This is a genomic window from Nocardia araoensis NBRC 100135 (assembly GCF_000308435.1).
GTDB classification, from domain to species: Bacteria; Actinomycetota; Actinomycetes; order Mycobacteriales; family Mycobacteriaceae; genus Nocardia; species Nocardia araoensis.
In genome coordinates, this window is sequence record NZ_BAFR01000137.1 from 1 (window position 1) to 22070 (window position 22070).

General features: G+C 69.1%; 23 protein-coding genes. 5 read left to right on the forward strand and 18 right to left on the reverse strand.

Going from position 1 to position 22070, the window contains the following annotated elements; translation table 11 throughout:
• The first annotated feature begins 85 nt into the window (after positions 1-85).
• From ON21_RS18725 to ON21_RS18735, 3 genes are all read left to right on the forward strand, one after another.
• Entirely contained in the window at positions 86-1549 is a 1464-nt protein-coding gene (locus ON21_RS18725; protein ID WP_039799515.1) for an MFS transporter, read from the forward strand.
• A gap of 217 nt (positions 1550-1766) precedes the next feature.
• Positions 1767-2045 carry a hypothetical protein gene (locus ON21_RS18730; protein WP_157170878.1) on the forward strand — a complete coding sequence of 93 codons (279 nt, stop codon included), beginning with the start codon at positions 1767-1769 and terminating at the stop codon, positions 2043-2045.
• A 183-nt stretch (positions 2046-2228) separates the two neighbouring features.
• Positions 2229-2894, forward strand: a complete 666-nt coding sequence (locus ON21_RS18735; RefSeq protein WP_039799532.1) for a chymotrypsin family serine protease — start codon at positions 2229-2231, stop codon at positions 2892-2894.
• Positions 2895-2924: 30 nt separating this feature from the next.
• Here the strand turns inward: ON21_RS18735 and ON21_RS18740 are convergent, their stop codons facing one another.
• Positions 2925-3614: an FHA domain-containing protein gene (locus ON21_RS18740; RefSeq protein WP_083880721.1), complete on the reverse strand. Its 690-nt coding sequence runs from the start codon at positions 3612-3614 to the stop codon at positions 2925-2927.
• Between the two features lie 212 nt (positions 3615-3826).
• Here ON21_RS18740 and ON21_RS18745 point away from each other — a divergent pair, with 212 nt between their 5' ends.
• Positions 3827-4324 carry a GNAT family N-acetyltransferase gene (locus ON21_RS18745; RefSeq protein ID WP_157170879.1) on the forward strand — a complete coding sequence of 166 codons (498 nt, stop codon included), beginning with the start codon at positions 3827-3829 and terminating at the stop codon, positions 4322-4324.
• A gap of 286 nt (positions 4325-4610) precedes the next feature.
• On the opposite strand, the gene ON21_RS18750 is transcribed toward ON21_RS18745, so the two are convergent.
• The 13 genes from ON21_RS18750 to ON21_RS18810 form a co-directional block, all read right to left on the reverse strand.
• Positions 4611-5534, reverse strand: a complete 924-nt coding sequence (locus ON21_RS18750) for a tyrosine recombinase XerC (RefSeq protein WP_039799517.1) — start codon at positions 5532-5534, stop codon at positions 4611-4613.
• A 54-nt stretch (positions 5535-5588) separates the two neighbouring features.
• Entirely contained in the window at positions 5589-6758 is a 1170-nt protein-coding gene (gene dprA, locus ON21_RS18755; protein ID WP_051020968.1) for a DNA-processing protein DprA, read from the reverse strand.
• Positions 6759-6955: 197 nt separating this feature from the next.
• Positions 6956-8464: a YifB family Mg chelatase-like AAA ATPase gene (locus tag ON21_RS18760; RefSeq protein WP_039799518.1), complete on the reverse strand. Its 1509-nt coding sequence runs from the start codon at positions 8462-8464 to the stop codon at positions 6956-6958.
• Positions 8465-8821, reverse strand: coding sequence for a YraN family protein (locus tag ON21_RS18765; RefSeq protein ID WP_039799519.1), 357 nt, complete (start codon positions 8819-8821; stop codon positions 8465-8467).
• Between the two features lie 101 nt (positions 8822-8922).
• Positions 8923-9228, reverse strand: coding sequence for a DUF2469 domain-containing protein (locus ON21_RS18770; RefSeq protein ID WP_011210678.1), 306 nt, complete (start codon positions 9226-9228; stop codon positions 8923-8925).
• Positions 9229-9274: 46 nt separating this feature from the next.
• Complete coding sequence (locus tag ON21_RS18775) at positions 9275-10060, reverse strand: ribonuclease HII (RefSeq protein ID WP_086006449.1); 786 nt, start codon at positions 10058-10060, stop codon at positions 9275-9277.
• A gap of 48 nt (positions 10061-10108) precedes the next feature.
• Positions 10109-10891, reverse strand: a complete 783-nt coding sequence (gene lepB, locus ON21_RS18780; protein ID WP_083880722.1) for a signal peptidase I — start codon at positions 10889-10891, stop codon at positions 10109-10111.
• Between the two features lie 77 nt (positions 10892-10968).
• Entirely contained in the window at positions 10969-11310 is a 342-nt protein-coding gene (gene rplS / locus ON21_RS18785; RefSeq protein WP_014352079.1) for a 50S ribosomal protein L19, read from the reverse strand.
• A 209-nt stretch (positions 11311-11519) separates the two neighbouring features.
• Positions 11520-11810, reverse strand: a complete 291-nt coding sequence (locus ON21_RS18790; protein WP_039799521.1) for a hypothetical protein — start codon at positions 11808-11810, stop codon at positions 11520-11522.
• 168 nt (positions 11811-11978) lie between these two features.
• Positions 11979-12899: a hypothetical protein gene (locus ON21_RS18795; RefSeq protein ID WP_051020965.1), complete on the reverse strand. Its 921-nt coding sequence runs from the start codon at positions 12897-12899 to the stop codon at positions 11979-11981.
• Positions 12900-12926: 27 nt separating this feature from the next.
• Positions 12927-15344 (reverse strand): Tex family protein, encoded by a 2418-nt coding sequence (locus ON21_RS18800; protein WP_373281137.1) that lies wholly within the window; start codon positions 15342-15344, stop codon positions 12927-12929.
• Positions 15345-15405: 61 nt separating this feature from the next.
• On the reverse strand, positions 15406-17043 hold the full coding sequence (locus tag ON21_RS18805; RefSeq protein ID WP_039799523.1) for an AMP-binding protein: 1638 nt from the start codon (positions 17041-17043) through the stop codon (positions 15406-15408).
• Positions 17040-18662: an AMP-binding protein gene (locus tag ON21_RS18810; protein ID WP_039799524.1), complete on the reverse strand. Its 1623-nt coding sequence runs from the start codon at positions 18660-18662 to the stop codon at positions 17040-17042. The genes ON21_RS18805 and ON21_RS18810 overlap by 4 nt, the downstream gene beginning before the upstream one ends.
• Before the next feature lie 99 nt (positions 18663-18761).
• Between ON21_RS18810 and ON21_RS18815 the strand changes: the two genes are divergently transcribed.
• Positions 18762-19613: a helix-turn-helix transcriptional regulator gene (locus ON21_RS18815; RefSeq protein ID WP_039799525.1), complete on the forward strand. Its 852-nt coding sequence runs from the start codon at positions 18762-18764 to the stop codon at positions 19611-19613.
• A gap of 378 nt (positions 19614-19991) precedes the next feature.
• On the opposite strand, the gene trmD is transcribed toward ON21_RS18815, so the two are convergent.
• The 4 genes from trmD to rpsP all read right to left on the reverse strand — a co-directional run bounded on the left by trmD (position 19992) and on the right by rpsP (position 22063).
• Positions 19992-20696: a tRNA (guanosine(37)-N1)-methyltransferase TrmD gene (gene trmD, locus ON21_RS18825; protein ID WP_039799529.1), complete on the reverse strand. Its 705-nt coding sequence runs from the start codon at positions 20694-20696 to the stop codon at positions 19992-19994.
• A gap of 73 nt (positions 20697-20769) precedes the next feature.
• Positions 20770-21294 carry a ribosome maturation factor RimM gene (gene rimM / locus ON21_RS18830; RefSeq protein ID WP_039799530.1) on the reverse strand — a complete coding sequence of 175 codons (525 nt, stop codon included), beginning with the start codon at positions 21292-21294 and terminating at the stop codon, positions 20770-20772.
• Entirely contained in the window at positions 21295-21537 is a 243-nt protein-coding gene (locus tag ON21_RS18835) for an RNA-binding protein (RefSeq protein ID WP_011210690.1), read from the reverse strand.
• Positions 21538-21631: 94 nt separating this feature from the next.
• Positions 21632-22063 (reverse strand): 30S ribosomal protein S16, encoded by a 432-nt coding sequence (gene rpsP, locus ON21_RS18840; protein WP_039799531.1) that lies wholly within the window; start codon positions 22061-22063, stop codon positions 21632-21634.
• Positions 22064-22070 lie beyond the last annotated feature (7 nt).

The following is a 22070-nucleotide window of genomic DNA, read 5'->3' on the forward strand; positions in this document are numbered from 1 at the left end:
TGGTCCATACCGAGGCGAACTGCTTGGTCACAACACGATCTTATATTCGCTCGCACACTGTTCCGGTTTCTCGTACGCTGTGCGAGTGGAATCGAACATTGTGCGAGACCCCCGGCGCTGGTGGATCCTGGGGGTCCTCTGTCTGTCCTTGCTGGTGCTGATGCTCGACAGCACCGTGCTCAATCTGGCCATTCCCTCGCTGATCCGGGAACTGGGCGCGACGCCGTCGGATATCCAATGGATCCTGGACGCCTACGTGCTGGTCTTCGCCGGGCTCCTGCTCACCGCGGGCAGCCTGTCCGACCGGTTCGGCAGGCGACGAGCTCTGATCACCGGCCTCGCCGTGTTCGGGGTGGCCTCGCTGGCCGCCGTGCTGGCGACCGAACCGTGGCAGGTCGTGGCCGCCCGCGTCGCGATGGGCGTCGGCGGGTCGCTGTTGATGCCGTCGACGCTGTCGATCCTGATGACCACCTTCGCCGAGGACGAGCGGCGTAAGGCGATGGCGGCGTGGTCGACGGTCTCCATGGTCGGCATCGTCGCCGGACCCACGCTGGGCGGCTTCCTGCTCCAGCACTACTGGTGGGGCTCGGTATTCCTGCTCAACATCCCGGTGGCGGCGCTCGCGATCGTCGCGGCCGTCGTGCTGATGCCGGAGACCACCGGCGAGCAGCGGCCGGTCGACCTCGTCGGCGTCGTGCTGTCCGTCGTGGCGCTGAGCGCGACGGTGTACGTGATCATCGAACGGGAATGGAACATCGGCGTGCTCGCGCTGGCCGCCGTCGCGGCGGCCGCCTTCGTCGTATGGGAGAGCCGATCGGCCCATCCGATGCTGCCGCTGGCGGTGTTCCGCAGCCGCGATTTCACCGGCACCTGCCTCACCCTGCTGCTCATGGTCTTCGGCATGGGCGCGGTCATGCTGATGCTCACGCAGTACCTGCAGTTCGTACTCGGCTACGGCCCGATGAAGGCCGGACTGGCATTGCTGCCGTACGCCGTGGCCGCCGCGGTGTGCAACGGCCTGGGCGCGACGCTCGGCAAGACCCTGAGCAACAAGACGCTCGTGGTGTCCGGCCTGCTCGTCATGGGAGCGGCCTTCGCCATCCTCGCGCTCGGGAGCGGGTATCTCTGGGTACTGGTCAGCATGCTGGTGATGGGCGTCGGCGGAGGTCTGGCGGGTCCGGCCGCCTACGCGGCCATCATGAGCGCGATTCCGCTGGAGCATGCCGGTGTCGGCTCCGCGATGAACGACACGATCCAGCAAGTCGGCATGGCGATCAGCATCGCCGTCCTCGGTAGCGTGCTGGCCGGTGTGTTCACCTCGCACATGCCCGCCGACGCGCCCGATGCGGCGCGTGAATCCATCGGCGCCGCGTTCCAGCTCGGCTACGTGGAGCCCGCCAAGGATGCCTTCACCGCCGCCATGTCCAGGGGCGCGTGGATCAGCGCCGGGTTCAGCATCGCCGCCGCCGCGCTCGGCGCGGTGCTGCTGCGCGCTCGGCGTCCGCAGCCGGCCGAACACCCGGAAGCGACTCCGGTCGCGCACGGCTGATCATTTCGGCGTGCCGCGCCGGCCAGGTGAGATCATCGGCCGGCGCGGCGCCGCCGAACTCGACAGTCGGATTCGTTTCGCGCAGAATAGCGATTCCGTTTTCTCCTCGCCTCCTCCGGTATGAATGATTCCGACCCCGAGGCTGATGGCCTCCGGTGCGTGCTCCGAGCAGAGTTGGTGGTGTGTTCACACTGAGGCCTTCAACCAACGAGGGCTGGTGAAGCAATCAACCACTGGAGACATCATGATCACGAACAAAATGCGTGTAACGGCGGCGGCGGTAGCGCTCGCACCGATCATCGCCCTCGGTTCAGGTTTCGCTTCCGCCGCCCCGGACGTAGCACCGGGACCGGTGCAAGTGGCGGATCATCCGGTACCCGTTCAGGTCGAGCCGGCGACGCTGGGCCTGATTTGGCCGCTGGGTATTTTCTGTGCTCCTCTGTTGCTGCTTCCGCCGGTGGCCAACGCGGTTGCCGTGGCCATTTGCGCCGCCTGACCGCGTTTCGTCAGAAGCGCGTCGAACACGAGTGCGCCTCGGGTGGTGTCGTAGACCCGAGGCGCCTCCCTTTTGCCCATCCATTCCCGCCCGGATGACGAAATTCGATCGGGGCCTCGCCTGTGGCAGGTGAACATCCGGGAATCGACGGTGACGCATGAACGAGTGCGGTTGAATTACCGGATGACCAAGTTCAGGAAACTCGTGGGCGCCGCGGCCGCACTCGCCGCGATGACAGCGCCGTTCGGAGCACCTGGGATCGCGCAGGCCGTGACGCCATCCGTTCTGGGTGGCGGCTCCGGCATCGTCGTCGGCGGTCAGAACATCTGCACCCTCACCACCATCGGACGCGACTCCGGCAGTCGGCTGGTCGGATTCACCGCGGGGCATTGCGGTGCCGCGGGTGCGGCCATCGTCCCGGAGAACGACCGCGACGCCGGTACCGTCGGCACGGTCGTCTCCGCCGGCAGCGACTTGGACTATGCCGTGATCGAATTCGATCCGGCGAAGGTGACGCCGGTCAACCAAGTGGGTGGAACCACCATCACCGGACTGGGCGGGCCCGCTCGCCCCCCGGACACCGTCTGCAAAGAGGGCAGGACGACCGGCCGGACCTGCGGACCCGCTTATGGCGACATGTTCACCGGCGGCAATTCGACCTGGACGCAGACGTGTGTCGTCGAAGGTGATTCCGGCGCTCCGCTCGTAGTGGGGACGACGCTCGTCGGCATGGTCAGCGGTTATCTGGCGGTGCCGTGCCTGGGACCGCAACTGGGCACCGACATTACCGCGGTCGTCGCCGACGTGAACGCCCGCGGCGGCCCCGGAGCCGGTTTCCAGCCGATTTGATCGGATTTCTTCTGCTCGCCGGTCGGAGCCTTACCTCTCCTGGTCGGTGACGATACCGAATTCGATAGCACGCTCGACCAGGAACAGTCGCTTCTGGTTCGGAGGTAGGGCTTCGACCTGGAATATGCGGAAAAGGGCCCGCATATGCGTCTTCACCGTGGACAGACTGAGACACAAATCCTCCGCGATCTGCCGGTTCGAGGCAGGGTAAGAATACGCGTCACGCGCGTCGTAAGGGCGGCACAGCGCCTCGAGAACGACGTACTGGGCCGGGGTCAGGGAATTGCGTGTCGGCAGCGATGAATGGGCGATAGTCATTTCCTCGTCGAAGGACTCATCGACCCGGAACACGAATACCGATCGACCTACGCGAATCATGTCGCCGGAGCCGAGTTTCCGCCGCCCGCCCACACGTTCGCCATTGACGAATGTCCCGTTCTTGGACAATCCGTCGTCGATGATGACCCAGCACCCGCCCACGCGCTCGAGAATGGCGTGCAGCCGGGATACGGTGGGGTCGGAAGTCACGATGATGTCGGCGGCGACGGACCGCCCGATCGTCATTCTGGCCGCGCCACCGTCGAGGGAGATTTCACGCGTCCCGTCCGGTGTCACCTGGTGCGGTGAAGTGGGAGCGATGGCCGAGCGGCGCCACGCGGACTGCCCCACCAGTGGGTACAGTTCGCGACGCAGGGCCTGTGGTCCGCTGGACGTAGACATCGCTCGTCTTCCCACTCGAAGTACGTCGTGAACTGCGGGCACTGATTCGCTACCTCAAGGGTGCGCTTTCTCGGCTCCGATCACATGGGTATTCGACTACTTCGATGCGTGAGCGAGGCAGTACCGGACCGCAGTGCACCACAAGAGGCGAAAATCCAACCGATCGGTCTGAATAATGCTGCCCGCAGCGGGGGACAGTCAGAATGGGCGGAGTGAGCGTCATCATCCGACCACGCACCGAGGATGACCTCGGCCCCTGCGCCGCGGCACTGAGGCAGGTCCACGACAACGATCGGTACCCGGATGTGTGGCCTACGGACCCGGCAGGCTGGCTGTCGCCGCCCAAACTCCTCGCGGCCCTGGTCGCCGAACACGACGGGACCGTGGTCGGACACGCCGGACTCGGCACGAGCGGCGGCATGCCGGAGGTCGTGCTCGAGTCGGCAGGCACGCAGACCGTCGTCTCGGTGATCCGGTTGTACGTCGTCCCGGTGGCGCGGCGGGCGGGGGCGGGTTCGCAGTTGTTGGCCGCGGCCGCGCGCCTGGCCGCGAGCCGGGGACGGCGTGCTGTACTCACGGTGGCGTCCGACAGTGCGGCGGCGATCGCGATGTACGAGAGGCACGGTTGGCGGCAGGTGCACAGCGGGCCCGGCGGCTGGCGGACCGCGGACGGACGAGAGGCGCGGGTGCACTACTACGTCAGCCCCTGAGCTGACGGATGTAGCTCCACTGTGTCCCCTGTCCACGTATGGGCCTCGCAGACGGCGTCGAGCATCTACGGCAGACCGGTGGCCTGGACGCCGTGCCGCGCGTCGATGGCAGGGCGATCAGCCGTCGCCTGCGCCCGAACCCGAAGGACCGAAGGTCTACGGATGCCGCGGCGCGGGGTATCGCTCCTGCGCTCGGCCCGTACCGATCGGTTGGGTAACGGCGATCCCACCGGCCCGCATCACGCCCGCCCATGCGGGGCCGACGCCACTGTCGCCCGCGAGCGCCTCAAGCGCGGGGGTGGGCCTGGTCGTGCACTTTCTTGAGCCGCTCGATGGAGACGTGGGTGTAGAGCTGGGTGGTGGCCATACTGGCGTGTCCGAGGAGTTCCTGGACCACACGCAGGTCGGCACCGCCCTCGAGCAGATGGGTCGCCGCGGTGTGCCGCAGACCGTGCGGGCCCAGGTCCGGTGCGCCGGGGATGGCCGAGACCACCTCGTGCACAACGGTTCTGGCCTGGCGCTGGTCCAAGCGCCTGCCCCGGCGGCCCAGCAACAGCGCTCGGCCCGAGTCCGCGGTGGCGAAGGCGGGGCGTCCGTAGCGCAACCAGTTGCCGACCGCCTCGTCCGCGGGCCCACCGAACGGCGCCGAACGCTCCTTGTTGCCTTTGCCGAGTACACGCACCACGCGCCGTTCGCGGTCCACGTCGTCGATGTCCAGCCCGCACAACTCACTGACCCGGATGCCGGTGGCGTACAGCAATTCCACGATCGCCCGATCGCGCAGCGCCATCGGGTCACGCTGCGCCGCACCGGATTCCGCCGCGTCCATGGCGCCCAACGCCTGTTGCCGCCCGAGTACGGCGGGCAGCACACGATGCGCCTTCGGCGAACCGAGCCGCAGCCCGGGATCGACCGGCAGCCGACCGGTCCGGGTGAGCCAAGCGGTGAACGTGCGCGCCGACGACGCCCGCCGCGTCACGGTAGTTCGCGCCGCGCCCGCGGCGGCTTGCCGAGCCAGCCACGAACGCAGCAGCATCAGGTCCAGCTCGCGTATCGCCGAATCCGCCGACCGCGCGTACAGATGCTCCAGCAAAGAGCGCGCGTCGCCCAGGTACGCACGCACCGTGTGCTCCGAGCGGTTGCGCCCGAGCCGCAGATGCCTGCCGTACTCCGCCAGCAGCGCTTCCAGATCTTCGGGCAATTCCTCCATTCCTCCACCGTGGCCACCCGTGGCGCGGATGGCAAGCAAGCGCGCCGAACACGCTCATCGGCGCCGTGCCGTTCGGTGCCAACCGCTTTCATCACTGGCCACCAAGCCCGCCAATTCGAGAGCGGACAACGTCGCACGAACCACCGGAAGCGACAATCCGCACTGCCGGGACACCTCCAGCGGCAACCGCGAGCCGATCCTCGGCAGCGCGGCGAAGACCTGCGCCTCATCTCCGGTCAGCTGATCCTCCGGATCGCCGCCCGATGCCGCAGCCGCGGGGATCGTCAGACGCAACGGCCCTGCCTCGTCGACGACTTCTTCGGCCCGGGTCACCAGCAGCGCTTCGCCGTCGCGGATCATGCGATGACAGCCCACCGAAGCGGCCGAGGACACCGGACCCGGCACGGCCATGGCGGGACGGCCCATGCGGCGGGCCCATTTGACGGTGTTCCGCGCGCCGCTGCGCAGCCCCGCCTCGATGACGAGTACGCCGTCGGCGAGAGCGGCGATCAGGCGGTTCCTGGCCAGGAACTGGTGCTTCTGCGCGATGACGCCGGGCGGGTATTCGCTGATCACCAAACCGGATTCGGCTATGTCGGCCAGCAGGCGCTCGTGCTGCGCCGGGTAAGGGCGGTCGATGCCGCAGGCCAGCACGGCGATCGTGGGGCCCTCCACCGCCAGCGCCGCCCGATGCGCCATGCCGTCGATGCCGAACGCCGCACCGGACACGATGGTCCACCCCTGCGCCGCGAGGTCGGCCGCGATCTCCCCCGTGACCCGGTTGCCGTAGCCGGTACTGCATCGCGCGCCGACCATCGCTACCGCGCGTTCGCTGGACTCCAGCAGCGAGCGCGGGCCACGCACCCACAGCACCAGCGGTACGGCGCCGTCGCGATCCTTGCCCGGGTCGAGCTGGGCGAGACCGAGCATGCGCCAGGCAGGCCATTCCGGGTCGTCCGGCGTCACCACGCGCCCGCCGATCCGCTCGATGATCTCCAGGTCCCGCGCCGCGACGTCGATGTCGCGGCGCTTCGCCGTTGGCCCGCGAAGCGGGTCGGGCAGCGCGCACTCGCGCACGGCACGTGCCGCCTCGATCACCCCGACCGACTCGATGAGCGCCGATAGCGGGGCACACGGCCCCTGTACCACCCGCGAGAGGTACACCCACGCCAGCCGCCGGTCGTCGCGGTCGCCGGACGGCGATCCGGGTCCGCGGAAAGGCATGCCGACCGCCGCAGGCACATCGGTGCCCCCTGCCGCGTCGACAACGCCGGACGAATCGGTATCCCCGGGCACGTTCACCGTCGCAGAAACGGCTGCGGCCGCATGAACGTCCGTATCCCGAGGCGCGTCCTCGGCGGTGGGCACGTCGACGGCCGCTGGTGTCTCGGCCCCCGTGCCTTCGGCGGACACCGCCGCGCTCATTGGGCACCTCGCTGACGGAAGTTCAACGCCGACAGCACATCCTGCGCCGAGGGCAGGTCGCCGCCGCGCAGATCGCAGATGGTCCAGGCCACGCGGATAGCTCGGTCGGCGCCTCGCGCGGACATCCGACCGAGACGCAATGCGGTCTCGACGGGAGCGAGCGATTCGCGCGGCAATCGGAACCGTTGACGCAGGACGTGGCCGGGAACTTCGGCGTTGGTGAGCCATCCGTATTCGTGCCAGCGGGCGGCGGCGGCGCGCCGGGCGATCGCGACCCGGCCGCGCACCACCTCGCTGCTCTCGGAAGCATCGGTGCTGAACGCCGCGCCGGACTGTCCGTGCATCCGCACCCAGATGTCGATTCGGTCCATCAGCGGCCCGGACAGTTTGCCGAGATAGCGGCGGCGAGCGAGCGGGGCGCAGATGCAGTCGACGTCGCGCGCCGGAGCGCACGGGCACGGATTGGCCGCCAGCACCAGCTGGAAGCGGGCCGGGTACCGCGCGACACCGTCGCGCCTGGCGATGCGCACTTCGCCTTCCTCCAACGGCGTTCGCATCGCCTCCAGCACCTTCGTGCCGAGTTCGGCGCATTCGTCGAGGAACAGGACGCCGCGGTGCGCCCGGCTGACCGCGCCCGGCCTCGCGGTGCCCGAACCGCCGCCGATCATCGCGGTCACCGAAGTCGAGTGGTGCGGGGCGACGAACGGCGGCGCGGTGATCAACGGGTGATCACCGGCCAGCGTGCCCGCCATGGAGTGGATGGCGGTGACCTCCAGCGCCTCGGTCTCCGTGAGCGGTGGCAGCAGTCCCGGAAGACGTTGGGCCAGCATCGTTTTACCGATGCCTGGCGGCCCGGTGAGCAGCAAGTGATGCCCGCCCGCGGCGGCCACCTCCAAGGCCCAGCGGGCTTCTTCCTGCCCCACCACCTCGCTCAGATCGCCGCCTTGCCGCCGCGGGTCCGGCAGATCCCCGTCCGGCTCGTCGAGCGCGCCTTCCCCGCGCAACCAGGCCACCACCCCACGCAAGCTGCGCGCCCCGAAGACCTCGATGCCCTCGACCAGCCCGGCCTCGGCCAGGGTCACCGCGGGCACCACCACGGTCGACCAGCCCGCATTGCGCGCGGCGATCACCGCGGGCAAGATGCCGCGCACCCGCCGCACCCGGCCGTCCAGCGCGAGTTCGCCGAGCAGCACCGTCTTCGCGAGCCGCTCGGAGGGCACCGAGCCGGAGGCGTCCAGCACCGCGATCGCGAGCGCCAAGTCGTACACGCTGCCCAGCTTCGGCAAGGTCGCGGGCGACAGCGCGAGCACCACACGGCCGTCGGGCCACTTCTCCCCCGAGTTCGCCACCGCCGAGCGGACCCGGTCGCGGGACTCCTGCAACGCGGTGTCGGGGAGCCCGACCAGGTGCACCGATGGCAGGCCCTGCCCGATATCGGCCTCGATCTCGACGAGCAGGCCGTCCACGCCGGTGACCGCGACCGAGTGCGCCCGCCCGAGGGCCATTCAGAACACCGCCTCGAGATGGTCGACGACCGGTGTACGACCGCGCGCCACCAGCACCGACACCACGTCGAACCGGATCCGCCGCCATGGCCCGTCCTGCTCGGCCAGCCACAGCAGGGCCAGCCGCCGGATCCGCTGCCGCTTGGCGAAGGTGACCGACTCGGCAGGGGTGCCGTAGCCCAGGCCGGAACGGGTCTTGACCTCGACGAACGCGGTCACATCCCCGTCTCGGGCGATCAAATCGAGTTCGCCGTAGCGGCACCGCCAGTTCCTGGCGACGATTTCCATCCCCGCGGCGCGCAGAAAGTTCGCCGCGAGTTCCTCCCCGTGCGCGCCGAGCGCCTGTTTGTCTGTCACCCGGCCAGCGTGCGCCGTAACCGGATCAGGTCAGCGCCGCCGACCTGGGGAATCGGAAAACCTGTTGATAACCGAGTCGCTGTGCAGAACTCCGTGCGGACTCACTCGGGCAGGCGCAGGTCCGGCTTCTCCAGTTCCTCGATGTTGACGTCCTTGAAGGTGATGACACGGACGTGCTTGACGAAGCGGGCCGGGCGGTACATGTCCCACACCCACGCGTCGCTCATGCGCACCTCGAAGTACACTTCGCCGTCCGCGTTCTGCGGCCGCAGCTCCACGGAATTGGCCAGGTAGAAGCGGCGCTCGGTCTCCACCACGTACGAAAACTGACCGACGATGTCCTTGTACTCGCGATACAGCGAGAGCTCCATCTCGGTTTCGTACTTCTCGAGGTCCTCGGCACTCATCGGGTGGGACGTCCTCCTTCTCGCCGCATCGCGTCGTGTGGTGACATCATCGCGCATGCGCTGCGTCGGTAGCTACTCGGCCAGCCGTACGCCCGTTCGGAAACTGCTCCGACAGCTCCTCGTCCAGGCCTTCGGCCAGTACGGCGTCCGCGACATCGGCCGCCGCCGCGACCGGCCGGAGCCCGGCGGCTTCGCGCACGTTGCGCCAGGAGCGGCGGTGCTCGTCGCAGGGGCCGAGACGTTGCAGCGCGGCGGTGTGCTCGGGCGTGTTGTAGCCCTTGTGGGCGGCGAAGCCATAGCCGGGGAACCGCTGGTCCAGCTGGACCATGATGCGGTCCCTGGTGACCTTGGCCAGGATGCTGGCCGCCGCGATGCAGGCCGCCGCACCGTCGCCCCCGACCACCGGCAGCGAGGGCACCGGTATGCCCGGCACCCGGAAGCCATCGGTCAGCACGTAGCCGGGAGTGTGCGCGAGGCCGGCCACGGCGCGGCGCATCCCTTCGATATTGGCGACGTGGATGCCGATCGAGTCGATCTCCCAGGCCGGGATGACGACGACCTGGTAGGCGAGCGCCAGACGGAGGATCGCCGGGTACAGCTCCTCGCGGGTGGCCTCGGTGAGCTTCTTGGAGTCGTCGAGGCCGGCCAGCTTGTCGTACGCCTTCGGCGCGAGCAGGCACGCCGCCACCACGAGCGGCCCCGCACAGGGACCGCGCCCCGCCTCGTCGACACCGGCGACCGGCCCGAGACCGCTGCGGATCAACGCCGCCTCGAGCGTGCGCAATCCTCCGGCCCTGCGCATCACCACACGCGGCGGCCAACCGTTACCCACCGGCACTCGACCTTGCCCCACCGTCCAATTATCCTGCGCCCCGCGTGATCAGTTCTGCTGGGGATTCTCCGAATGCACCGGACCGATCCGGCCGGGCGGCCAGATCTTGAACACCGCCTTGCCGCGGACGTTCTCGACGGGAATGGTGCCCTGCAGTTCGTCGGTGATATGGGCGCGGGAGTCGGCGGACTGGTTGCGGTTGTCGCCCATCACCCACAGATGCCCCTCGGGCACCTTCACGGGCTTGAACTCGCGTCCGCCGGACGCGTTGTAGGGCTGGCCCGGCACGTACGGAGCGAGGTACCGGGCGTACGGCTCGTCCAGCGGCTTGCCGTCCACGATGACCCGGCCCTGCGAGTCGCAGCACTCCACGGTTTGGCCACCGACCGCGATGACGCGCTTGACCAGATCGTTCTCGTCCGGCGGCACCAGGCCGAAGAAGGAGAAGAAGTTCTGCACGCCCCGGACCGCGGGGTTGTCCGAGCGGATCGACTGGTAGCGGGTGTTCCACGACGGCGGCCCGACGAATACGACCACGTCGCCCGGCTGCGGGTCGCCCCAGTAATAGCTCAGCTTCTGCACGTAGATGCGGTCACCGGTGCATCCGGCGCATCCGTGCAACGTGGTCTCCATCGACTCGGAGGGAATCACGTACGGCCGCCCGACGAAGGTGACCATCAGCGCGGCGATCACCGCGGCGATCACGATGAGGATCGGCAGTTCCTGCCAGAACGGCCGCTGCTTCTTCTTCGCTCGCCGCTTGCCGCGACCCGCCCGCGTACTCTCGTCGCCCGATTCGGACACCGACACCGACCCACTTTCGTCTGCCACGCCGAACAGATTAGCCCGGCAGCGAAACCGAAGTCCGATGCCGGGCTGAGGAAGATCTGTTGTGCCGAAAAGCTAACTCAGCGCTTTTCCTTGATCTTGGCGGCCTTGCCGCGCAGATCGCGCAGGTAGTACAGCTTGGCGCGGCGGACATCACCGCGGGTCACGACATCGATGTGGTCGATGTTCGGGCTGTGCACCGGGAAGGTGCGCTCCACGCCGACACCGAACGACACCTTGCGGACGGTGAAGGTCTCCCGGATGCCACCACCCTGGCGACGGATCACGACGCCCTTGAAGACCTGGATGCGCTCCTTCGAGCCCTCGATGACCTTCACGTGCACGTTCAGCGTGTCGCCCGGCCGGAACTCGGGGACGTCGCTGCGCAGCGACTTCTCGTCGACGAAGTCAAGGGTGTTCATTTCCATCCTTATGGTTTCGCGCGAACAGAGGACCCTGGCGGCACTGGGCGTGCTCGGCCGGTTCATGCTCCGATCAATGGGATGCGCCGGGTCGACAACCACCCAGGGCAACCTGAGCATTGTGCCAGATCGGCGCGGCGCGCAAGAAATCGACCCTGGTGGCGGCGAGTCGGTGGTCTCTTCACGCTACCTCGCGCGGCCCGGTCGGTTCACGACTCCGGCGGGAGTATGGGCGAGGCGAACACTTCCTCGAGCGGAGTGGGGCCGGTATAGCGACGGCAGTTGCAACCGACCCACTCGCGCAGGCCGTGTGTGCCCTTGCGGGAGATCTCGGCGTGGCAATTGCCCGAGGCACGGTCGTGCAGCGCCAGGTCGTGACCACAACCGCAGCGCGCGGGAAGTGTCTTCCCGACCCGGCCTCGCCGAGGCACGTACCGACCACATATCCAGCCGACACCGACGAGACCGGCGCCGACCGCGAGGCTGAGCGGATCCAACATGAATGCAGTATACGTATACGCATAGCGGCGGGCCTCGAAAAGGGCGCTCCGCCTGATCAATCCACGGACGCGACCACAACGGAGGCTCTCAGAAACCTCGCGCTGCACCGATCGCCCGCCGTCGCGCACGACACGTGGCCCGCACGACTGCTCCGCCGAGTGCGACCGTCAGCGGTTCTGCTCGCCCGATACCGCGTCCTGGGCAGGCGGCGGGCTGGGCGTATGCAGCGGGCCGTGGTCGGAATGCCAGAACGAATGCTCGCGGTGCGGGGCGGGCGGAGCGGGCACGACCGTGCGGGTGAGTTCCTCCTCCGCCGCCGTGCGGACATGCTCGACGTCCGGCTTTCCGGCGACCAGATCCTGCACGAAGATCTTGGCCCGGATGACCGGGCGACGGTAGCGCCGTTCCCGGACGATCGCCCGGTACCTCAGGCGCCTGCGGTCGCCGTAACGCCAGCGCGCCCAGGGCGCGCCAGGGCGGCTCAGCCGCAGCGCACCGACGACCAGCAGCGGCAGGAAGAACATGCCGAACAGGCCGGTCCAGATCTTGCCCTTGGCGATCACGATCGCGGCGAGAGCGAGGTTGACCACGGCGAACGCGACGACGAACGCGCGGACCTCGGTGCTCGTATCGTGCCGCAAGTTGTTGATGTCCAGCATCCACAGCGGGTGGAAGCCCAGCAGCAGCAATCCCGTCACCGCGAGCGCGACGAACACCGCGTCCACCGATGTGCGGCCCTGCTCCTCCCAGTACACGTCGCGCAGATAGAAGATCAGCGCGAATTCGTCGAGCACCAGCGCGGCGCCGACGCCGAAAAGCGCGGCGAGGATGCCGGCCGTGGCGGCATCGGCGCTCTCGTACTGGGCGACCATGCCGACGCCGGAGGAGAGCACCAGGATCACGCCGAACACCATGTGGTGGACGTGCGTGTCACCGGCCCGCAGATTGCCCGGCCACCAGCGCACTCGTGCGCGGATCAACCGGACGCTGACGCGGATGAACAGGAATCCGACGATGAATCCGAGCAGGAAGCACAGCAACGGCAGCCGCCCTTGGGCGATCACGTCCTCCTGGAGCCACCGTCGCATAGCCGCTACTCCCTCCCGCGGACCGGACTACTGGCCGAAACCCGCCCTGCGCAACGCGTCCGCCATGGCGCCGCTCGGTGCGGGTGCGCTGCGGCGCTGGTTGCCACCGCGCCCCTGTCCTTGATTGCGGTTTTGGCCCTGCTGCCTGTTCTGTCCATTCTGCCGCTGCCGTTGATCGCCGCCGCCGGATCGGCCGCCCTGCCCGCGCTGCCGGTTGTCGCCGCCCTTGGCGGGTGCGCCCGGCTCGTCGTCCAGGCGCAGGGACAGGCCGATGCGCTGGCGCGCGACGTCCACCTCCAGCACCTTCACCTTTACCACGTCGCCGGACTTGACCACTTCGCGCGGATCCTTCACGAAGTTGTGCGACATGGCCGAGACGTGCACCAAGCCGTCCTGGTGCACACCCACGTCGACGAAAGCGCCGAAGGCGGCCACATTCGTCACCACACCCTCGAGCACCATGCCCGGTTTCAGGTCGGCGACCTTCTCCACACCCGCGGCGAACTCGGCGGTCTTGAACTCCGGACGCGGGTCGCGGCCCGGCTTCTCCAACTCGGCGATGATGTCGGTGACGGTCGGGACACCGAAGCGCTCGTCGGTGAAATCACTCGCGCGCAGCGCACGCAGCGCCGTGGTGTTGCCGATGATCTCCGCGATGCCGCGCCCGGTCGATTCGAGGATGCGCCGCACCACCGGGTACGCCTCGGGGTGCACCGCCGAGGTGTCCAGCGGATCGTCGCCGCCGCGGATGCGGAGGAAGCCCGCGCACTGTTCGAACGCCTTCGGGCCCAGCCGCGGTACGTCGAGCAGAGCGGTTCTGCTGCGGAACGGGCCGTTCTGATCCCGGTGCGCCACGATGCTCTCCGCCACCGACCCGGCGATGCCGGAGACCCGCGACAGCAGCGGCACCGAGGCGGTGTTGACGTCGACGCCGACCGCGTTCACCGCGTCCTCGACCACCGCGCCCAGCGAACGGGCCAGCAGCGATTCGGACACGTCGTGCTGGTACTGGCCGACGCCGATGGACTTCGGGTCGATCTTCACCAGTTCGGCCAGCGGGTCCTGCAACCGCCGCGCGATGGACACCGCGCCGCGCAGCGACACGTCCAGATCGGGCAGCTCCTGCGAAGCGTAGGCCGAGGCGGAGTACACCGAAGCGCCCGCCTCGGAGACCACGATCTTGGTGGGCTTGTTCTCCGGGATGCGCGAGATCAGCTCGGCGGCAAGGGCGTCGGTCTCGCGCGAGGCGGTGCCGTTGCCGATGGCGATGAGTTCGACGCCGAAGCGGGCGACCAGCGCGCCGAGCACGGCCAGCGACTTCTCGGTCTGGCCCTGCGGTTTGTGCGGGTAGATCACCTCGGTGGCGACCACTTTGCCGGTGGCGTCGACCACCGCCACCTTCACGCCGGTGCGGTAGCCGGGATCGAGACCCATCGTCGTGCGGGTGCCCGCGGGGGCGGCGAGCAGCAGATCGCGCAGGTTCGCGGCGAACACGTCGACCGCGTCCTTCTCCGCCGCCTGCCGCAACCGCATCCTGGTGTCGATGCCCAGGCTGACCTGCAGCTTGGTGCGCCAGGCCCAGCGCACGGTGTCCAGCAGCCAGGAGTCGGCGGGGCGGCCCCGGTCGGCGATGCCGAAGCGGGTGGCGATGCGCCCCTCGTAGACGGTGCGCTCACCCGGCTGCGGTTCCTCGGTGTCCGGCTCGAGGTGCAGGGTGAGCACCTCCTCCTTCTCGCCGCGCAGCAGCGCGAGGACGCGGTGCGAGGGCAACTTGTCGAAGGGCTCGCTGAACTCGAAGTAGTCGGCGAACTTCGCGCCCGCCTCCTCCTTGCCCGCGCGCACGGTCGAGGTGATCTGCCCGCGGTTCCACATCAGTTCGCGCAATTCGCCGACCAGATCGGCGTCCTCGGCGAAACGCTCGACCAGAATCGCCCGCGCGCCGTCGAGCTGCTCGGCGGTGTACTGCGCCGGATCGGTGTTCGGATCCTGGATCAGGGCGTCGGCCACCGGCTCGTGCCCGGCCTCGCGCGCGATCTGCGCCTTCGTGCGCCGCTTCGGCTTGTACGGCAGGTAGATGTCCTCGAGGCGGGCCTTGGTCTCGGCGAGCAGGAGCTGCCGGTGCAGTGCGTCGTCGAGTTTGCCCTGGCCGCGGATCGATTCGATGATCGCCGCCCGGCGCTCGTCGAGTTCGCGCAGGTAGTGCAGACGCTCGTCGAGCACACGCAGCTGCGCGTCGTCCAGGCCGCCGGTGATCTCCTTGCGGTACCTGGCGATGAACGGCACCGTCGCGCCGCCGTCGAGCAGCTCGACGGCGGCACGCACCTGGGTCTCGCGCACCGCGAGTTCCTCGGCGATGCGACGGTTCACGCTGGCTGGGCCCGCGGCGTCGGAGCGTGGCACGGCGGGTGTGGACTCTGCACTGGCAGTCTCGGGCGCTGTCGTCACGTCGGAGACACTACCGTCGCCGCCTGACATTCGGTCCACACCCAGATGAACCTCCCTCGTCTCAGCCGTCGTCCAGGCCGAGCAGCCGCCGCGACAGCTCCCGCATCTCGGCCTTGCGGATCTTGCCGGTGACCGTCATCGGGAATGCCTCGACCACGTGCACGTAGCGGGGAATCTTGAAGTGCGCCAGCTTGCCCGTGGCGAACTCGCGCACGGCCGCCGCGTCCAACGGCTTCGCGTTCTCGCGCATCCGGATCCAGGCCATCAGCTCTTCGCCGTACTTCGGGTCCGGCACGCCGATCACCTGCGCGTCCAGGATGTCGGGATGGGTGTAGAGGAATTCCTCGATCTCCCTCGGGTAGACGTTCTCCCCGCCGCGGATGACCATGTCCTTGATCCGGCCGGTGACGGCCACATAGCCCTCGTCGTCCATCACGCCGATGTCGCCGGTGTGCATCCAGCGGGCGGCGTCGATGGCCTCGGCGGTCTTGTCCGGCTCGTCCCAGTACCCGAGCATCACCGAATAGCCGCGGGTGCACAGCTCGCCGGGTTCACCGCGCGGCACCGTGAGACCCGTTGCGGGATCGACGATCTTGACCTCCAGGTGCGGGCCGACCCGGCCGACCGTGGCGGTGCGCCGGTCGATACCGTCGTCGCGCCGGGTCTGGGTGCTCACCGGAGAGGTCTCCGTCATGCCGTAACAGATACAGACCTCGCGCATGCCCATCCGGTCGATCACCCGCTTCATCACCTCGACCGGGCACGGCGAGCCCGCCATGATCCCGGTGCGCAGCGTGGACAGGTCCGCCGCGACCGTGTCCAGCGCGGCGAGCATGTCGATGAACATCGTCGGCACGCCGTAGAGGGAGGTACAGCGCTCGGCCTCGACCGCGGCCAAGGCCGCCTTCGGATCGAACGACGGCGCCGGAATCACGATGGCCGCACCATGACTCGTGCTCGCCAGATTGCCCATCACCATGCCGAAGCAGTGGTAGAACGGCACCGGGACGCAGATCCGGTCCTGCTCGGTGTATCCGCACAGTTCGCCGACGAAATAGCCGTTGTTGAGGATGTTGTGGTGACTGAGCGTGGCGCCTTTCGGGAAACCGGTTGTGCCCGAGGTGTACTGGATATTGATCGGGTCGTCGGCCGACAGCCGCGCCCCCAGGTCGACGAGCCGATCGGCGTCGATCTCGGTGCCGGACAGCGCCTCCCACTCGGGTGTGCCCAGCACGAGCACCTGCGTCAGTGCCGGGCAGTTCGGCCGGACCTCCTCGATCATCGCCACGTAGTCCGACGACTTGAATCGCTCGGCCGCGACGAGCATCCGCACGCCGGACTGGCACAGCACGTATTCCAGTTCGCTGGTGCGGTACGCCGGATTGATGTTGACCAGGATCGCGCCGATCTTCGCCGTGGCGTACTGCACCAGGAACCATTCCGCGCAGTTCGGCGCCCAGATGCCGACTCGGTCGCCCTTGCCGATCCCCTGCGCGGCGAGGCCGCAGGCCAGGGCGTCGACCGCGGCGCCGAGAGCGCGGTAGGTCCAGCGCCGTCCGGTCGGCCGGTCCACCAGCGCCTCCCGATCCGGGAACGCCGCCACCGTGCGGTCGAGATTGCCGCCGATGGTGTCCCCGAGCAGCGGGACGTCCGACACGCCGGAGGCGTAACTGGGCAGGGGCATCGCGGCCGGGGTCATCGGGCACCACCCTGCCGCAGCACGAACCGCTGCACCTTGCCGCTGGGCGTCTTCGGCAGGCTCGCCACGAAGTGGACCTTGCGCGGGTAGGCGTGCGCGGCGAACTTCTTCTTCACCAGGCTCTGTAGCTCGGCTTCCAGCGCGGGACCGCCCACGGCGCCGTCGCGCAGCACGACGAACGCCTCGAGCACTTCGCCGCGCAGTTCGTCCGGCATGCCGACCACCGCAGCCTCGGCGACCTGGTCGTGCAGCACGAGCACGCTCTCCACCTCGAACGGGCCGATGCGGTAGCCGGCCATGATGATCACGTCGTCGTCGCGGGAGGAGAAGCGGAAGAAACCGTTCTCGTCCTGCGAGCCCGCGTCGCCGGTCAGGTACCAGCGGCCGTCGGCGGTGTAGCGCTGCGCGGTGCGTTCCGGAGCGTCGAGGTAGCCGAGGAACCACAGCAGCGGGCTGCGTTCGGTGTCGATCGCCACCCGGCCCAATTCGCCGGTCGGGGCGACGGTGTCGGCATCGTCGGCGAGCACGGCGCAGGTCCAGCCCGGCAGCGAACGACCCATGGATCCCGCGGGAGTCTCCGTGTCGAGGTCTTCGTGCCAGGCGTTGCAGATGACCATGCCGTGCTCGGTCTGGCCATAGTGGTCGCGCACCGCGACACCCAGGTACTCCACCGACCAGGCGACCACTTCGGGGGTCAGCGGTTCGCCCGCCGAGGAGGCGCGGCGCAGCCGGGAATGCACGGGCGGCGTGGCGCCGTCGGCGCGCAGCGCTCGATACACCGTCGGGGCGGCGGCGAAATTGGTGACGCCGAAGGTCTCCAGCACCTGCCAGGTCAGCGGGGCGGAGAAGCCCGCGTGCAGCAGGATGCTGCGGATGCCGGTGGCCAGCGGGCCGAGGATGGCGTAGTACAGCCCGTAGGCCCAGCCCGGATCGGCGGCGTTCCAGAAGACGTCGTCGGGCCGGACGTCCAGCGCGAATTCCTGGTACGCGTGGAAGGAGGCGAGCGCGCGCAGCGGAATCGGGACGCCCTTGGGCGTGCCCGTGGTGCCGCTGGTGAACAGCTGCACGAGCAGGCCGTCGCCACCCACCGCGACCGGTGCGGCGTCCGGGTGGGTGTCGAGCAGGTCGTTCATCCGCAGCGCCCCCTCGGGTACCTCGGCTCCGGTGACGATCAGCCGCCAGGACGGGTCATCGGGCATATCGGGTCCCGGCGCGAGTTTCGGCGCCTGGTCGGAATCGGCGATGACGACGGACGCCCGGCTGGCGTTCAACCGCAGGGCGATCGCGGGCGGAGCGAAGGCGGTGAACAGCGGAACGTGCACCGCTCCGCGACGCCAGATGCCGAGTAGCGCGACCACCAGGTCCGCGGACTTCGCCATCAGCGTGGCCACCCGGTGGCCGGGTTCGACGCCGAGTCCGGCGAGTGCGGCCGCGAAGCGGGCGGAGCGTTCGCGCAGTTCGCCGTAGGTGAGGTCGGTCGAGGACAGGTCGGCCTCGACGATCGTGAAGGCGACCCGGTCGGCCGGGTGCCGATCACACAGCAGGTCCGCCGCCGACGCGTCGGCACGGTCGTAGCAGTCCAGCAGGTCGCGCACCCGCTGATTCAGATCGGTGCCCATCTTCAGTTCTCCTCGTTCTGTGATCCAGCGCAACCCGGGTGTGCAATAGGATGTGGGTCACATCCCGCTGCCCACTACCCCCGAAAAGGGGTGAGTCTCGTGACCCACACCGCCTTGCTGCGTCCGCGCGACAGCGACGCGCTGCGCGCCGAGATCCGCTGGGTGGCGAGCACGGCGGGCGTGCCGGTGGCCTTCGGCGGCGAAGTGCACGGGGACGCGCTGCTGCTGTCGGAGTTCGTCGGCACGCTGACCAACGGCCTGCGCGGTCTGGCCGTCGTGCGGGCCTCGGGGTTGGGTGGCCGGGTGATGGATTCCGGACGGCCCGCCGCGGTCTCCGACTATCGCCGCGCCTCCTCGATCACCCATGACTACGACGGGCCGGTCTCCGGCGAGGGCATCCGCTCCGTGCTCGCCGTACCCGTGGTGGTGGACCAGCGCTCCCGCGCGGTGCTCTACGCCGCGACGCGCGGCGCGAGCCCGCTGGGCGACCGCACCGCGGATCTCGTCGTCCAGGCCGGGCGTCGCCTGGCCACCGAGATCGCCGTTCGCGACGAGGTCGACCGTCGGTTGCGCATGCTGGAGGTCGCCACGCCGTCGGCAGCCGTCGCCCCGGCGATCGCGGAGGAATTGCGCGATATCCACGCCGAGCTGCGCGGCATGGCGCGCTCGGCCGAGGACGACCGGCTGCGCGGACGCCTGCACGCGGTATGCGAGCGACTGACCCGGGTCATGACCGGCGAGCCGCGGCCGGACAGCCCGAAACTGTCCCGCCGCGAACTCGACGTGCTGGCCCAGATCGCCCTGGGTTGCACCAATCAGGAAGCGGCGCAACGATTGTCGCTCGGCCAGGAGACCGTGAAGAGCTACCTGCGCAACGCGATGGTCAAGCTCGACGCGCACTCCCGCCACGAGGCGGTGGTCGCTGCCCGTCGCCACGGCTTGCTGCCGTGACGGGGCGGGAATTCCCTATGGGCGCACCGAGGGTCGCGTCATGCCGTCGGTACGCCTGCCTTGGCGGTGCCCCTCGGTGCGATGGTGGAGCACGGCCCGCCACGCTTCCTGCTCAGGAGTTGAGATTCACACCGGCGCCGAGCCCGACCTCGCGAAGGGTCACCGCCTCGACGCCGCCCGCGTCGAGCAGCCGGATCGCCGAATCGAGCAGCGCGGAGCGGGTGTCTGGCATGCATTCAGCGTAGTGCGCGGCGGACACGATCCAGCGCACGCTGTGCGCAGCACTGTCGCGGCGCACTCTCAGCCGGATCCGCGGTCGTCCGGACCGCGCTGCCAGGCTCCGCACCACACGCGGGCCGACCGACGTGGGGAGTGGGCCTATCGCCCGGGCCCGGCCGTGTCGTGGTCGGCGAGCAGGTCCGGCCTGCGTTCACGGGTCCGCGCGAGGGATTGCTCGCGGCGCCAAGCGGCCACCTTCGCGTGGTCGCCGGACAGCAGGATCGGCGGGACGTCGAGCCCGCGCCAGGAGACCGGGCGGGTGTAGCTGGGACCTTCGAGCAATCCGTCGGAGAACGAATCCTCCTGATGCGACTGCTGATTGCCGAGCACGCCGGGCAGCAGCCGGACCACGGCCTCGACCATCACCAGCACGGCCGCCTCGCCGCCGATCAACACGTAGTCGCCGATGCTGACCTCCGCCACCCGGACGCGGCGGGCGGCGTCGTCGAAGACGCGCTGGTCGATGCCCTCGTAGCGTCCGCAGGCGAAGACGAGATGCCGCTCGGCGGCCCAGCGGTGCGCCATGGCCTGCGTGAACGGCACCCCCGACGGCGTGGGCACCACGAGCAGCGCGTCGTCGGGACACACCTCGTCGAGCGCGTCGCCCCACACGGTCGGCTTCATGACCATGCCCGGCCCACCCCCGTAGGGGGAATCGTCGACGGACTTGTGCACGTCATGCGTCCAACGACGCAGGTCGTGCACGGCGAGCGAGATCAGTCCCTTGTCGATCGCCTTACCGAGCAGCGCCGTGCGCAGCGGCTCCAGGTACTCGGGGAAGATCGTGACGACGTCGAGTTTCATGCCTGTCTCCTAGCGCCGCCGGACCGCACGCGGTCGGCCGGTGCGAGCGATGCCCGATCGGACGCCCACCGTCTCATTCCGGGTCGAGCAGACCCTCGGGCGGATCGATCACGATCACGCCCTCGGCGAGCGACACCGTGGGCACGATGGCGGTGACGAACGGGATCAGGATCTCCCGCCCGTCGTCCGCGGCCCGCACCTCCAGCAACTCACCGGCCGCGGAATGCAGCACTTCGCGCACGGAGCCGACCACGGTCCCGTCGGCGAGCCGGACCTCGAGCCCCTCGAGCTCATGGTCGTAGAACTCGTCCGGATCCTCGGAAGGCGGAAGGTCGGCGCTGTCCACCACGAAGAGCATGCCGCGCAGCGCGTCGGCCGCGGTGCGATCGGTCACCCCGGCCAGAAACACCAGAAGCCGACCCGAGTGCTCCCGGGCCGACTCCACGGTGAACTCGCGAACCTCCGTCGCGCGCGGCAGCCGGCCGCGCAACCTGGTGCCCGGCGCGAAACGCGCCTCCGGCTCGTCGGTGCGCACTTCGACGACGAGTTCGCCGCGCACGCCGTGCGACTTGGCGACCCGTCCGACGACGAGTTCCATCTACTGGTCGGTGTCGACCACGTCGACCCGGATGCCCCGGCCGCCGATACCGGCAACGAGGGTGCGCAGCGCGGTCGCGGTACGTCCGCCGCGGCCGATCACTTTGCCCAGGTCATCGGGGTGAACGTGCACCTCGACGGTGCGTCCGCGGCGGCCGGTGATCAGCTCGACGCGGACGTCATCGGGGTTGGCGACGATACCGCGCACCAAGTGCTCCACGGCATCGGCGACGACGGCGCTCACTGCTCCATCACCTCGCGACGCAACTCACCCGTCGTCTGGGCCGGTCTGTCGACGGCTCCGGACGGGTATCGGATGGACGGGTGTCGCCCGCTCATTACTCGGCGGCCTCAGCGGCCTCGGCGCCCTCTTCGGCGTCCTTCTTGCCCTTCTTCTTGGGCGTGACCGCCTCGGCGACCGGCTCGTTGTCGGCGGCGGCCAGCGCGGCGTTGAACAGGTCCAGCTTCGACGGCTTGGCCGGCTTGACCTTCAGGGTGCCCTCGGCGCCGTCGATGCCCTTGAACTTCTGCCAGTCGCCGGTGATCTTCAGCAGCTGGAGGACCGGCTCGGTCGGCTGCGCGCCGACGCCAAGCCAGTACTGCACGCGCTCGGAGTCGATCTCGATGAGCGAGGGCTCTTCCTTCGGGTGGTACTTCCCGATGGACTCGATGGCCCGGCCGTCCCGGCGGGTGCGGGCGTCCGCGACGACGACGCGGTACTGCGGGTTGCGGATCTTGCCCAGGCGGGTGAGCTTGATGCGAACAGCCACTGCTGAT